The sequence below is a fragment of the Endozoicomonas sp. genome (assembly GCF_031844845.1).
Lineage (GTDB): Bacteria > Pseudomonadota > Gammaproteobacteria > Pseudomonadales > Endozoicomonadaceae > Endozoicomonas.
Genome location: NZ_JAVRMB020000437.1, coordinates 1 through 14,902, shown reverse-complemented (window position 1 = coordinate 14,902; position 14,902 = coordinate 1). Strand labels below are relative to the sequence as shown.

Below are 14,902 nucleotides of genomic sequence, written 5' to 3'. Positions count from 1 at the left end.
AAAAGTTCCGAGCTGACCTTAGCTAAGCTGATAAGCCTTGCCTCCCAATGACTCTATCCCTATGTCATGACACCCTGTTTATAGCTACAATCAACGGTGTCATGACACTTGAGAACTGAAATCATTCGTTGAAATCCAGTGAAAAACCGAGAAAAACCGGGGTCAGGTCTTTCATTGTGCATATATATATACTGCCGCATAAAATTTAAACAAATACCCAGTAACTATTTGGTAAAACCATATAGGTCCTTGATTACCAAGGGCTACAGAGAAATAAACTATAGTTCAATATCGCTACAGCCCTTGGTAATTGGGAAAACTGTATGGGATCAGCAAATAGTTACAATACCCACTTCCTAAGCATTCGAAGTAACTGATATCTAACCACAATGAAAGACCTATCATCATTCTTCACAACGAATCACTGAACGATATAAGTTATGCACAATGAAAGACCTGACCCCGGTTTTGTGGACCCCGGTTTTGTGCCGATTAAGCCTCCATCGATTTCAATGGCAGCATCACATTTGTGGTTGCAGTAGTTAATGAGTAGTAATTGATATTGAGTGTTGTGCTCCATCATGACGTAGCCGCCCCTAGTGGAGGTGTTGCCGATAATATCAACAGAAAATTCATCCAATTTCATGGTCTTTCCTTACTAGTTGTTGTCAGATGATTTTCAGTGTTTGAAACCATTCGAGGCAGAATTGTTCTAATCGGTCTTCCGAGATCACTTACAAACATCCAATGACAAGGCTCTCCAGCCTATCTTTCCTTTTTTCTTGTCAAAATCTTTATAACGCAACACTTCGACCATTTGTCTATCCATTCCTTCCCTGATCAGGGTGGGAGGGATAAAAGTCTCTCCGACAAACCCAAAACCTTTATCGGTTACACGTAATTCATCCTGTATACTTTCGACTCCCCGTAATGCTTGGACAGCGGTCACTTCAGCGGACAGAACCATTTTTTCATCACCATCTCCAGCGATAGAAATGGCAAGATAATCACCCACTTTAGGAGTGACTTTATCTTTAATCATTCTTAACGGGACAGAGATGCTTTCATTGTCAGCCAAATAAAGGTGTAAACCTTTTCCAGACTTATGAAGGTTCGTGACCAACCCACAGGCTTTTCTTGCTGGACCATGAAAAACCGGAGTCAGGTCTTTCATTGTGCATATATATACTGCCGCATAAAATTTAAACAAATATCCACTTCCTAAGCATTCGAAGTAACTGATATCTAACCACAATGAAAGACCTATCATCATTCTTCACAACGAATCAATGAACGATATAAGTTATGCACAATGAAAGACCTGACCCCGGTTTCATGCCCATTTTGAACGATGTCCCGGGTGATTTCCTGACCTTTTTCCAGGGCGATAGAAGTGGAGAAAACGGCATCCACAATACCACTCAGGGCAATGGCCTCAGAGAATCCATGAATTTAACCATATTGAAGTGTATTGGTAGTTCTATGGATGTCCTATTCTTTCTTTATTCTTTTTTCCAAACCAAAGATTGAAACTTTTTCTTGCTTTGGTGGTCTAAATTGTGGACAAGCCGTTTCTTAATAATACCGATTCAATGTTCAAAGTTCAAAATATGAGACAAACCACGCTCAGGCCTTGTTAACCAAGCACAGAGGCTATGTTGCCGTTAATGGTTGGCAGTGATTTCAATATAAATAATAAATATTTTATATCCATCTAATTTAAAAACAGTGTCGAGAACATATTTAGTGAATAATAACTAAACCTGCTATTACTATTTCCTGATTATATAATAGGTCTTAATACTAACATTCCCACACTGGGCTCTGAGAATAATGGATTGCGAATATTCCAACCACTAACGACAACATAGCCAAGCACAGAGGTCTTCTGTGTGATGGTGGAGGTTTAGTGGTAATCAGGAAAGTAATTGCGCAATTGCAAAAAATAAAATAAAAGGTGAACAAAAATGGATTTTATATTAGGCACTACCCAATACGTTTCACAGGAAACACCGGACTTAACGGGCCGTGGTCAGTCTTCCCATCCGGTTAAAACTGCTGAATCAACAAAAAGAAAACTGCCCCGCGGGGAGGATGCTACAGAAAATTATATACCATCAATATCAAAGTCCATAAATAAAATGAGGATATCCCATAAGACCAATGATATTGATCCAGTGGTAAGAACGACATTGCAGCAACTGATTATCTACGGAGAGCCATTACCGAGCCTGACCAAAGAACAATGGATAGAGGTAATGCATTTATGCGGGGCCATTATTCCCGATAAAGATACTATGTGTGCCAAAGAAGAAAAAGTAGTGACCGAGCTGATCAACAATGCTCCCGATAGCACCAGCTATGCCGAAATCATTGCTCGCTGGCCGCTATTTATTTCCAAAATCCCCGTAGAATGCATTACGGACGAGATGTGGATCACTGCGATAAAAAGAAACCCCGAGGAAATATACAGCGTTCCGGAGGTTAACCAAACCAGTGAGATGTGGATATTAGCTATCAAGGGGAAAAGTTCTTTAAAAATGGAACTACCCTTGTTTTTAACAAATGACTGGAATGTTTGGGAAGCGATCTTACCTGAAAACCCTGAGTTAATAAGAGCAATGCCAAACACAATAAAAAAGCGTTCTCCTGAAAAATATCAACAACTTGTTGTCAATATGTTTCTCAAAGACGCCGTATATCAAGACTTGTTGGATGAAAATATAAAAACAGACAAACTTTGGGAACTCGCTTGTAGTTATAACGCGAGAAATATTCGTTATTTTCAAGATGATAGAATTGAAGCCAATGTAGATTTTTATCAGAAGCTTTGCCAAGTCGTTTGTGATAATGCAAATAGAGATACGCTTAAATATATCAGATTTAATGTTTTTAAGGAGGAAGTCAAAATAGATCTGTGTGAACGAGCCATTAATAAATCATGGTATGAGTATAAGAACATTCCTGAACACCTTAGAATTAACAAGAGCCTGGCCATACAGGCCTGTAGGCAGGAAGGTTCGTTATATAATAATCTTCATCATGAATTACAGTATGACTGGGAAGTATGCAAGGTTGCGTTATTGAATTGTGCTGGGATAATTGAAGAGATTCCAGAAGAACTATTAGAACGAAATTCAAAGGAGTTATGCATATTATTCAAAACAATAGTTAAATGTGATGGCCTTGCAATAGGATATTTCCCTATTGCGCTAAGGAAAAAATATAACAGAAAATATCGTGAACTATGTGATCTCGCCTGTCAGAGTGATTACCAGGCACTGACTGTTATTCCAAAAAAATACCAAACCAGGGAACGTTTTTTAAAAGCTTTTGATGCGAATTACGAAGCAATCATAATCTTCAATGATATGCCAAAAGTGTTTAAAGAAAGTATTGACTATGACGATTTTATAAAAAAAGCCTTTGCTAAAAATTGGCTACCAGATTTGCACCAAATAACACTGAGTGAATCCATACTTTGCTGCCAGCAGACCCCCAAAGCTATAATATTTATATCTGAGCGTTTCCAAAAAGAGGTTTTGAAGCAATGCCCGGATAGCCAATATTACCTCCCCCTGGCATCTCCCCATTTATCGGTGGAGTCAGCGAAAAGATTGTCGCTTCTGACTATCGGTAATAGAAATCATCTGTTTTTTTATCATCCTTTTAAAAATAATATCAAAAAAGCATTGCTTGATTCCATCCTTCGCCCTGTCGCCCCTTCTTTTATCCCAACCGCTAACCAGGAGCTTTACAAGCCGGTGAGCCCTTTTAACAGTTGGCGTACCGAGAATCCCTATCTTGAAGAACTGCTTTTTGCCTGTTACACCAATGCGACTTTTACCCCCCCGGATATTGATATCAGTAAGCAGCTTATGGAGGCGCTTCACCAGGCAGTCCCAATATTTTCTCCAAGTTCAAACGAAGAGGCCCTGCTCACTGAACCCCTGGAAATCTGTGGTGGTCGCACGGCACGTATAGCTTCCGGTAGCCAGGGTAATGAACTTCTTCAGCATTACAAATTCCACCGCAAAGGTGAACCTCTTGACACTCTGAGCCGGGAGGGATTAACCCATCAGTTTTTTGAAAAAATGAACGAAGGCAGTCCCGCTTCCGTCAAGCCGTTTAAAAGCCAATGGCCAGAAGATCACCGTTTTATCAGACTGTCATTGAATCAGTTACCATGTGATCTGATCGATCATTTTGATGACAAGGTAGAAATAACAACGGACCAAAATGGTGAGCGTTTTGTCAATATCTATTGCTACAAGGCAAGGCGTGAGTATTCAGACTACGCTCATACTCCGGATGACAACAGTAACCCTTTCTACCGGGCTGAACAGGGGTTGCTTAAGGCCTCTCATGACATCGGCCGGGGGGCTCGCATGGGTTTATTGTTTACCAGTACACTGCCTGCTTTTCATGATACAAAATCAAACCGGCGCTGGATCATGCTACATTCTATGCTGGGGTACATTTGTCGACCGGCAGGCTCCATTCATCTGGAGCTTCCCGGAACATTGGGTGCCTGGAACAGTGTTGCCACAGAGCGTGCTGATTTTGGCTACGATGGCCTGCGAGACATTGGTGATTTTGAGTTTTTTGCCAAAATAAAGGAATTCTTTAAGATAAAGGATGTCTATGCCTACTCCCACCCTCCCCAGGTTATGCAACGGATTATTATGGCCAATACGCTCTGTGAAAATATGCTGGCAGTCTGCCTGATGTATGCGCGTTTGCACCATAATTCCAGCGATTATCATTACTGTAATCCGGGGGCTGTTACAGCCGCCGGACAATTTATAGAAGAAGCGGCCAATGAAATGCTCGAGGGTCTGCTGCCCCGGGATAGGAGATGTCAGCTTCAGACCCTGATGAAGCTTAATAACGAAGAATACGCTAAATGGTTAAACCGGGCTGTCGAGGAGATGCTTTACTTTACGGCACAACAACCGGCTACAAAGAAAGCGCGGGCTTCGTTCATCAGCAGTACTGAAAACAACCCTGCTGCACCACCGGTGAGTAACCCTGCCAACTGCTACGCCCATCATATCTCTGAAAACTGGCGATTCTGCGAAAAACTCTATCCAGACGACACGCCCTGTAAAAAATTATTTCCGGAAGATTTTACTAACCCCTTTGGAAAACAAAACCTTGGCCTCAACGCTAGTATCTTGCCACTAACGACGCTGGTTAAAGGCTTGGTCCGTATGTGTACTGGCTACTTCTTGCCGTCAGTAGTTCCCGATGTTTCCACGTCTATGGACGAATTAGATTGATTAATAAAATTCAGTTATGCCTTGATATGTGAAGAGTTTGTGAAGAGTTTGTGAAGAGTTTGGTGAAGAGTTTGGGACACCCACAAATTTAACCATATGAAGTGTAGTCCGTGTCGTCCTGAGAAGCTTTCCCGTTACGCTTGTTCAGCGCCTGTATGATGGCCTTGCCCGTGATGATTGTTCCGTTGTTTTATTACAGAATCAGGCTTCCATTGCAGAGGACAAGTTCTTCATCGCAGCAGATTTAAAATCAGTGGGAGGCATGGGGAAACTGACAATTTGCAGGAGTCTTTTATCGCTTCTCTCATCGCCAAAGGGCTCCAGTTTGTAGTTGAGAATAAATCTTGGATCATGCACATGATCGGTCGCTCTTACCTGGATGATTCGATCCACCTCTTCTTTCAGTTTTCCACCGGGGTCAACAAAGTGATCAAGCCAGGGGGCAATCAGCAGAGGCCGGAGTTTAGCGCGATCGTCTTCCGAAAATGGCCCCAGGTTCCAGCAACCACAAACGATGTTAAGCACAGATTTCATCTCTCCTTCAGAGGCGTCTTTGCCATAAAGCGGTAACGCAAGTTCAGTAATGATCGCTGATAGCTTGGGCAGGCCCACCGTCTCCAACCCGACAGGCCTGTGTTTAAAGCCATCTTCTTGGTAGTTTAACTTTTTCTGCCAGCGTTTAATGAGTTTTTTTTGCTCACGCTCTTCGTGACGTCGTTGTGCTCTGTCAGATAGCCAAGACGTAGTGTTCCAACCTAAGGAGGCGTTAATCAGTTAATCAATAGTGCTCTTCAATATAGCCATAGACTGGGTAAACAGCACCGGCTCTTTGGCCAGATTGTACTTGTGCAGGGTTTCCGTAGTTCCCTTCCTTACCCCGTTTGAAGATCTCCTCTTCCCCATCGCTGTTGATGGCTTTAGCAATCATCTCACTTCATTGGTTCATCCATGGCGCAGCTACCTTCGATTATATTCATGCCTATACGTTTTGGGATCTTGAAGCAGGGCAATCAACGCCATTGGACAAGACTTCTTATCAGGGATCCTTCCTGATGACAATATTCGTCTGAGACACTGACTTTTGAGAGTCAAGGGGATTTTATTTACCTCAATTTTCAGGGAGCAAACCCGATGTTCAAATTTGTTAAATTCTTCCTCAGATACCTGTTTTTTTGCCGTGTCGTTAAGATCACTCCACTTACCCAACTCCCCACCATGAACAATAAAAGCCCTGACCATGTCCATACCATCAAAGATAAGAGCCAGTAACAACATAGAAAGGCCGTCTTTTTTAATATTGGGATCTCCCCCTTTTTCAACCACCAGTGCTACTAAACGTTCACAGTTGCGCTTTAGGGCAAAAAACAGCACAGGCATAAAATCGTTCTCCTCAGTTTCGTTCGGATCCGCTCCATACTCAACCAGTTTCAGGACAGTTTCGAGGTTGTCGTGCATGATCGCTCTACCCAGTAGCGTTATCTCCCCCGGCTTATCAATATTGACAGATGCCCCCAAACGTAACAGAAGCTCTACCATGGGATATTTGTTCCAATTGACCGCATCATATAGTGGGGTTTTCCCGTCATAATTAAGCCTTTCGAGGTTCGCTCCACCCTTAACCAGAGTCTCTACCAGAGTCTCTACCAGAGCCTCTGTATCCAGATCAAGCCTCTCCTGAGAAAAAGTAGCAAGAAAATGTAAAAGACTGCAGTCTCCTGTACCAATAGGATTTGCCCAGGATTTGTCTGGATCCGCCCCATGTTCGAGTAAGATCTTAACCTTTTCAAGGCCTCCGCCTTCGCTTAGACGTTGATACGCATAAAACAAAGGAATGAAACTGGATGAGCATGTTGAATTGGGGTCCATCTTCTCATCGACCAGTAAACTTCTTATAAAAGCAGGGTTCTCATCCAGCAATGCCTGATGTAATTTATTACGGCCTTTTTCATTAAACTGCTGGTTTATGTCCAGTGCAGGCTCAGTAGGTTTCAGTATTGCTTTATTGCGTTTCTCAGGGTGTGTCACTTTTCTTTCATCCAACGGGACTCCGGCACCTGTTCTTAGGGTGGACATTAAGGGATTTTCATTGTGTTGCAAGGGCTTCAGGGCTGGGCATGATAACGGTTTTAGCGATGTCATGTACCCATTCCGCCACAAGGCGAGCTGAACATTGCGATCGTTTTGTTGATGATAATCTCTGTAGCTCTTGAAAGCCGAGGGCCGGTGCCTAAGTACACCTGCTGAGTCTTCAAGCTTACGATTTACCTGTTTGTCCTGAGAGGATTCATGAGCGTTTTTTTTACCTTCAAATTCAGCTGATTGCTTCTTCGGGGGCTGAATCAATGGATATCCTGATCCTGCAGATGATGCTGAGGGGAACATGTTTTTCTCTTTGACGCTGGAAAACACAAAACCTTAGGCTTTCCCATACAGGAATAGTTCAAAACTGCTCAAAATTAACGGATAACAAAAAACTGGGGTCAAAAAACTGGGGTCACGACAATGGTTATTCAAGAAGAAAGACCTGACCCCAGTTTGGACCCCAGTTTGGGCTCTCTGGCGTTTCCGGTGGCTTGGTATTGGGTTTTATATCTGGTTTACAATTGAGTCCCTTAAGACGATGGATTTCATTCTCAAGATCAGTCACTCGCCCACTCAGTCGGGTATTATCCTCAAGAAGACAGGTATTATCCTCACTGATACAGCGATTATCCTCAAGAACCAGAGTGATTTTCTTCTCAAGGTTTGTCGTATATTCCAGCAGTTTCCTGACCAAGTCGTCTTTTGGATTATCTGGAATATTAAAAGGAAAAGTCATGGGTGAGAAATGTAGACGACTATGCGAAATTTTGCCTCATACCAGTGGTTTTTGAGCACTTACGGTTCAGCTTCAGGGGAAAAAGCATGCCCCGGTAACTGCTCCTCGGCAACTGCTCCTGCGTTGCTCTACCTCCTGCATCCATGCAGTTGTGCGTTACCGGGATACAGTCCATCCATGGACATAAAAAAACCCCGCATCAGAGCGAGTTTCTTTGAAGGATTTAACTGAAGGAAATGATTGATCGGGTTTTATTCCATCATGGAAAAATATCCTAACTTTTGTTCAATTTAAGTGCAAATCTTTTTCTATGGCCAAACAAATACAAAAAATCTGTTGCGTGTTGCGGTCTCATTCGGCGGAACTTTTGTTATTCGATGTTGTCTCATCAGTGATTCAAACATGCAAAACATCCTATTATCATCAACATCAGTGATTCAAACATGCAAAACATGCAAAACATGCAAAACATGCAAAAAATGCAAAACATCCCATTATCATCAACACCATTACGATTAGAAGAAGGCACACCTCAATCCCAAAAACGCTCCGGCAGTTATGTCTCAGTTGGTTCGAAGGATTCCCAAAAAGGAGAAGAGCCCCACAGGGGACCTTGCCACAGATTCAAGCATTTTGTACTCACACACAAAGCTGTATCTACGGGGGTGGGCATTATAGTTGCGGGAGCACTCATAGGTGGTTATGCCGGAATAGCTGCAGCGGTGGGGAGCGTGGCTTCAGTGGCTCTGACCAATAGAAACATAACACTCGCACCATCTGCCACTCCAAACTCTACGACCTTTCCAAACCCCGTTACAACAGCAATACCAGCCAGTTACCAGTTCGCCGACTGTAATGACGCAGGGTTAAATTTGACCTGTGTCAAAAACTTTAGTGCTGATAATGATCAGAAAGTAGTACAGGTGGACATCCCTTTTGTCGATGCTGAAACAAATGCTCCCGCTGTGTCTGATTCTTTTTTGGCGAAGACGCTTATAGACAAGAATGCATTCACCTATTGGATCTTAAAGGACGAAACAACAAACCGCTCTGCAACACTGAGTTTTAACGGTCACCAAAGAGTTGGTTCAATTGATATTGCGTTCTATGAAGGCATTTATATGAGTGAAACAACTGAAATTGGATACAGAAACTGCTGTGATGAGTGGCAGTCGTTAGGTAACTTTTCGATAGATAGCTCTAGTTTTACCCAGAGTAAATTCAGAACTATTCAGACTCAGTCCATATCATTCAATGAAATCATCACAAATAAAATTCGCCTTACCTTTGGTCGTTCCTTGAAGAATCCATTTATAAAAAATCTAAGAAAAGGACATATAGGAATTACCGGGGTTTCTGCCACTGGTCTCGGAAACATCACCAATACCCCTGCCTGGATATCCGAATCGTCTCAACATTGCATGGAAGAAAGTTCCGGGTGCAGGCCATTTAGCTTGCTCTGGGATCAAGATCAAGAAGCATTGACTAATAAAACGGCTTTCCAATACTGTGAAGAGAGAGGAGGGAACGTGCGATATAGAAGCAGTAGTGAGCGAACATAGTTGTCCCTGTTTTTGTCAGGTTAACGGCAAGTTCTGTTATTCCGGCTTATTTTCAGCCCCTGCCTTGCTGATCTGTTTCATTTCTGAAACAGCTGATCAATCTTCAGTTTCCATGCGCTATGGTTCCGGCACGCTCCAATAACTCACTGGCCTGATCTTCTGCCAGCCTGATCCATTCATTGCAAAAACCGGGGTCAGGTCTTTCATCGTGCGTAACATATTCTGCACATTAACTCATTGTAAGTAGTGATGGTGGGCCTTTTATTTCGAATACTTACGAACTGGTTTTTATTTCAATTTTATTAAACGGCAATGGATATGCACAATGAAAGACCTGACCCCGGTTTTTCTGTTCCTCCTTTAGCTTCTTATCAGCCTGATAGTATTGTTTTTTATGCAGTACCCGAAAAGATTTATCTCGGCGCACTGGATGTCCTATTTCTCTTCTTACTGACCCGCTTTTTCAGACGTCATCAGACGCTGGCTTAAGGATTGCAGTGCAACCTGGGCAGACATAGCTCCCGCCATGGAACAGAGCGCAGGCAGCACTGCCCCTTGCGTAACGGGTATCAGAAGCAATGTGTTGTTCATGCAGAATTTGATGACCGATTGTTGCCAGCTACCAGCCGAACACTGGCGGGGTTCTTGAGAAAACCATCGGTTAGACACATGACTGAAAGCCGTCTGCAGAGAGCCGAAGGCAAAGCCTCCAAACAGGACGTTTCGACCGAACTGGTATATTGGACGTATTTTCGGACACCGACGCAATACTGTTTTATCCGCCACTTCATCCATTAAATACGAGACCGCACCGCAAAAGATTCCGCCTGCGAAATGCATGCGATAACTGGGTGCCGCTTCAGGGGGAGAAAGTAACCTGTGATTGATCGACTGTTCTTCCGTCAGGGGAATTGCGTCATGGTTGATGGGTATAGCAATTACCACATTATCCTGCACCTCTAAAGAGATATTTCCCTGCCCCAAACAAGGTACGATAACCTCGGCATGATTTACGTTATCAATATCCCAATTATGGTGACAGATTGTATAAACTTCGTCCCATTGACTGCAGGGCGAGCTAATCATGCCTGATAACACTTTGAGAGAATCGTATTCGCCAACCACAAGAATCTGGCCCTGATCAAAGCTAATTTTTCTTTTGTCATGACTGTTTGTTAATATGTCACTGCAGTAATTCATTGTCTGTATTTTACTGTTATCACCAGACTGTATTTCTTTACATACTGTTATTTTATCTCCAAAATTAAATATTTCTAACTCTCGAACTATTTCATTAATTCGTAGTTGTCTTGAGCAATAGTTATGATTCCCCAGCATAAGTTTATATAGTGAAGGTTTATTATCAAGAAAGTTAGAATACAAATAACTTTTTCCATTTGCATCATTTCCCATAAACGTTAAAGACTCAACTTCCAACACCTCAAATCCAGCACCTTTATTGTCATTCGAGTCAAATACAAAAACATCAGATCCATTCCTTAACAGGAAAGAAAGTTTCACATCTTTATATCTATTTTCCCAAAAACATTCATACAAACCATCCGCATAACTTTCAGCACGATCTTTATCTACTTCAAAAAAAGAGTATTCTACCTTAAAATCGAAAGAATTCATTTGCAGGAAGAGAGGGATCAGTTCACCATCAATGATATGAGCGCTTCCATGAGCGGTAGCATGGTGATTGGGAGTATATTTACTGTCTAACCAAAAACTTAAAGTAAGGGGTTTCCTGCCATTTAGCCAACCCGAATCTATATTTTGTGGTATCAGTGGTGCCTTGACATCAAGATCCATAACGGCAACAACATCAACATTATTGATTTCACATAAATACCAGGGAATAAGGTATTTGTAGTTCTCTGACAACAATGTTTTTTTTCCAATCTCGGCAACATCTTTTATTTGTTGTTCTGTAAGATGATCATACTGTGGACTAACAGGAGAAGAAAACCTTATTTTATTTATTTTAGAATAAATGTCTTTAAGGTCAGTTACCGGTTTATTTTTCTTACGATAGAAGGACAATAACTTTTTTGTGGTAATCAGCTCAACCCCAAGTTCCTGTAATTTTTTGAGCAAAGACTGCCCTTCTACTTGAGTAGTATGAAGCTTCCGAATTGATGAATTATCAACCACTAAAACACCTACCCCCCTTTCTCTTATTGGGTTTGGCGTTTCTGACTTTATAAGACTGGCAATAAAGTTACAGCCACCCACCCCCCCACCTATATAAATCCGTGCAGTCGCTCTTTTGACCAGCTTGGAATCAAAGGTGGCTGATTCGTCATAGTTGGTACGCATCAGACCAGGAAATTCGTTGAGATTATTAATTGCTTGTTCAGCGTAATGACGTAAAGAATCCATAAACTACCTCTTCAGAAAACATTACCGGTAACCTTCTTCACTTCAACTGAATACAATTCAGAGCAATAATTTGCCAGAAGACAGAAGATTATAGACTATCCCTTAGGCAACGAGGAGGGGGCTTGTATGCTTCGGTCTATCCACTTACCATTAATCTGTCGTATTCAAACGATAAAAATAATGGTGACTGTTCAGCACCCCTTTGAGCACATCTTGTGCTGCTCAAATGGTCTAAGCACTACATATTGATCAACAGAACTATAAATCCACTTTATTTTTCCTAAAACGCACCAAAATAAACAGGTACTGAAACCCCATTAATCAATATGTAGTTGTTTGTCTATTTGAACAACACAAGATATAGGTGCTGAATAGTTACAAATAATGTAACTATTCAGCGGGTATGCTGCCTGATTAATGTTACACAGGAAGGTTGTGTGAAACCGGATAGCCATAGCGGCTCATTTTTGACCAGAATTCATCCTAATATCCAGTTGAACAGACAAGAGTCCTTAATGTCAGCAACATTGATGCTCCTTGCTCTTTCCAGCGCATCCCTGAACGACACATCCTTTGTTTCACCAACGTCTTGATGCCGCTTCTGTTACGCCGGAACCTATCGGCAACTTTTTCTCCAATGCTTCAGGATAAATCATTTGATGCCGGTGATTTTTAAAATACGTTCTAGCCTTGAGCAGCTTTTCAAGCGAGGCTATGCGATTATTGCCCGGAGATGCCCGCTCTAATTTCCGATGCAATCGCTTCGCCTCACCTTCATTGTGCTTCAGCTTATGCAATGTTTCTTTCAACCAGGCATGGCGTTCTCCCACCATTTTTTTACCCGGATACAATGCTTCGGCGGCTTCAGCGATATACTCAGAAACATGATAAAAATCCAGTACATCATACGATGTGAAAGGCTCAAGAAACGTCCAGTTATCGGGTGCTCCATCCGCAATACCGACGTAGACAGCATCAGGAAAACGCTCTTTGACTTTGCAGATTTCTGCTGAAAAACGAGTAGTGAACGTTTTCTTTCCATACTCGGGAGCCGCCGCACAATAAGAGGTGTAAAGACGTTCACCTTCATCATCATAAAGCGTAATGGTGCCACACATGGCGATTCGGTAGCCTTCGTAATACAACAGATTGACACCATCAAGCCCCAGCGCGACGGTAGCTACCGGCTTGGGTAATTCAGGAATGTCGTATGTCCATTTTTCTTCCTTGATTTGAGCAACACTGCCCACTACATCAGCGAGATCCCGAAGCGTTGCACGACTGCTCTTTCTGCCATGATTTTGCAAGAGATCCTGCTCAACCTGGGGGGCTGCCATTTGTGCATATTTCCAGCTCACCATACGAGCAAAGGCCGGTGTGGAATTGACAATAATTCGCGCATTTTGATCTAAAGGGCAAAAGGTCCCGCCACCCTTATTACTCTGGTACACATTGCGTGCGACTTTGACAGCTCCCCACTGTGTTTCATAAACCTTGGGTTCTTTTTTGCGTTTACAACTCATACAAACAGAACCAATGGTGATAGGTGATCCATCCGTATCCATATATTCCAGCTGCTGGCCCATTGCGAGAGTACCGGCTGCATTGAGTTCACTTTGAAGACTTTCCTCAAACTCCAGCATGGATTGTCCATGCTGGATAGTGATAAGGATTTGGGTTTCTTCGCTTTGTGTAGAAATGATAGAAGCAGACATGGCAGAAAAACTTTATGTTAATACTGTCGTAAAAGTAGCTTATATGATCTGATTTATCTCACATTAATCAGGCTGAACACCCGATTGAAGTCAAAGCGACGATGACCATTCAAAAAAATATGTTCTCAACATTGGATATGTTAATTAAAGCCGGAAGCATTCAGCAGGGTGTTGTCGTTTATAACGGTGACAGGGTTTTACCATTTTCTGACAGATTGGCGGCTATCCCTTTAGGGGCATTGTTGTAAAAACTGCTGGTATTTATTAACCCTGATCCTTATTCAGGATTTATCACAAAATAACTTTCCTGTTTTCCCGGTTCATAATTCACCCAGGATTCGAGACCGGGCAATGCCTGCAACGGTAACCGGGATAGCGATGACAGGTTTTCTTAACGGACCAACTGAAGAAACATAAAAAAGACGACAAAAAACAAGGCTGTCCAGAAAGCACCAATCATGATGCAATGCAGTTTTTCCCGAAGGCTCATTTTCATAGGTGATAGTACCAGTTAATAGCCAGAACGCTGGCAATAGTAATAATCAGTCCGCCAAAGGTAATCCAGTATTGCCGGTGCATGGAGCCTACTTCAGTGCGCACATCGGTTATTTCTTTTCTGATATCTGAAAAACCTTTGATCATTTCAATCTTTAGCTCGTAATGGCGACTATCCGTTCGAGCCTGAAGTTCATGATAGCGATCATCCGTTCGAGCCTGAACTTGAAGCATCGCCTCTTGCATAATTAGCACATCTTTTTTACTGGCATTATAGTCCGGGTCAAGTGAAGCACTGACCTTACAGGCCAGATCATCATCAATGCCTATTTTTTTAATTGGTTAAACAGGTCGTCCGCCATAACACCTCCCGGGAAAGGAGCGTTCAGTATAGCAGCAGTATGGGAGTCATCTGACAAGGTGAAAAAATCGCTCCCATTCAACCAGATTTCTCGTTCCCACGCTTTTAGGCCTTTAGGCTCTCGAGTCCTCGGGTTCTGCGTGGGAATGCATACCGGGACTCGCCGTGTACGCCACTCTACGTGTGGAAATCGGGGATGGTGCAAGACCTGTCTCTTATACACATCTTAAAAAAAAAAATGTAATATGTTAAAATGAAACAAAGAATTTTTTATATGAAGATAA

12 protein-coding genes are annotated in these 14,902 nt (G+C 42.4%); 2 read left to right on the top strand and 10 right to left on the bottom strand.

Annotated elements, in window-relative coordinates; translation table 11 throughout:
- Positions 1-421: 421 nt before the first annotated feature.
- The 3 genes from RM811_RS24065 to RM811_RS24055 all read right to left on the bottom strand — a co-directional run bounded on the left by RM811_RS24065 (position 422) and on the right by RM811_RS24055 (position 1,413).
- Positions 422-646, bottom strand: a complete 225-nt coding sequence (locus RM811_RS24065) for a hypothetical protein (RefSeq protein ID WP_402529426.1) — start codon at positions 644-646, stop codon at positions 422-424.
- 84 nt (positions 647-730) lie between these two features.
- Positions 731-1,174 carry a hypothetical protein gene (locus tag RM811_RS24060; protein ID WP_402529423.1) on the bottom strand — a complete coding sequence of 148 codons (444 nt, stop codon included), beginning with the start codon at positions 1,172-1,174 and terminating at the stop codon, positions 731-733.
- 95 nt (positions 1,175-1,269) lie between these two features.
- The gene (locus tag RM811_RS24055) at positions 1,270-1,413 is read right to left on the bottom strand and encodes a hypothetical protein (protein ID WP_402529421.1); all 144 of its coding nucleotides are present in this window, start codon (positions 1,411-1,413) and stop codon (positions 1,270-1,272) included.
- Between the two features lie 554 nt (positions 1,414-1,967).
- Between RM811_RS24055 and RM811_RS24050 the strand changes: the two genes are divergently transcribed.
- Positions 1,968-5,282, top strand: coding sequence for a hypothetical protein (locus RM811_RS24050; RefSeq protein ID WP_402529418.1), 3,315 nt, complete (start codon positions 1,968-1,970; stop codon positions 5,280-5,282).
- Positions 5,283-5,483: 201 nt separating this feature from the next.
- Here the strand turns inward: RM811_RS24050 and RM811_RS24045 are convergent, their stop codons facing one another.
- The 4 genes from RM811_RS24045 to RM811_RS24030 all read right to left on the bottom strand — a co-directional run bounded on the left by RM811_RS24045 (position 5,484) and on the right by RM811_RS24030 (position 8,100).
- Positions 5,484-5,894 (bottom strand): hypothetical protein, encoded by a 411-nt coding sequence (locus RM811_RS24045; RefSeq protein WP_402529417.1) that lies wholly within the window; start codon positions 5,892-5,894, stop codon positions 5,484-5,486.
- A 166-nt stretch (positions 5,895-6,060) separates the two neighbouring features.
- Entirely contained in the window at positions 6,061-6,210 is a 150-nt protein-coding gene (locus RM811_RS24040) for a hypothetical protein (RefSeq protein ID WP_402529415.1), read from the bottom strand.
- A gap of 29 nt (positions 6,211-6,239) precedes the next feature.
- Positions 6,240-7,355: an ankyrin repeat domain-containing protein gene (locus RM811_RS24035; protein ID WP_402529413.1), complete on the bottom strand. Its 1,116-nt coding sequence runs from the start codon at positions 7,353-7,355 to the stop codon at positions 6,240-6,242.
- A gap of 433 nt (positions 7,356-7,788) precedes the next feature.
- On the bottom strand, positions 7,789-8,100 hold the full coding sequence (locus RM811_RS24030) for a hypothetical protein (protein ID WP_402529410.1): 312 nt from the start codon (positions 8,098-8,100) through the stop codon (positions 7,789-7,791).
- A gap of 443 nt (positions 8,101-8,543) precedes the next feature.
- Here RM811_RS24030 and RM811_RS24025 point away from each other — a divergent pair, with 443 nt between their 5' ends.
- Positions 8,544-9,662, top strand: coding sequence for a hypothetical protein (locus RM811_RS24025; protein ID WP_402529407.1), 1,119 nt, complete (start codon positions 8,544-8,546; stop codon positions 9,660-9,662).
- Positions 9,663-10,109: 447 nt separating this feature from the next.
- Here RM811_RS24025 and RM811_RS24020 read toward each other — a convergent pair whose 3' ends face one another.
- From RM811_RS24020 to RM811_RS24010, 3 genes are all read right to left on the bottom strand, one after another.
- Positions 10,110-12,047, bottom strand: coding sequence for a hypothetical protein (locus tag RM811_RS24020; protein WP_402529406.1), 1,938 nt, complete (start codon positions 12,045-12,047; stop codon positions 10,110-10,112).
- A gap of 578 nt (positions 12,048-12,625) precedes the next feature.
- Entirely contained in the window at positions 12,626-13,762 is a 1,137-nt protein-coding gene (locus RM811_RS24015; RefSeq protein ID WP_402529404.1) for an ISKra4 family transposase, read from the bottom strand.
- Positions 13,763-14,254: 492 nt separating this feature from the next.
- Positions 14,255-14,503 carry a hypothetical protein gene (locus tag RM811_RS24010; RefSeq protein ID WP_402529402.1) on the bottom strand — a complete coding sequence of 83 codons (249 nt, stop codon included), beginning with the start codon at positions 14,501-14,503 and terminating at the stop codon, positions 14,255-14,257.
- Positions 14,504-14,902: the final 399 nt, after the last annotated feature.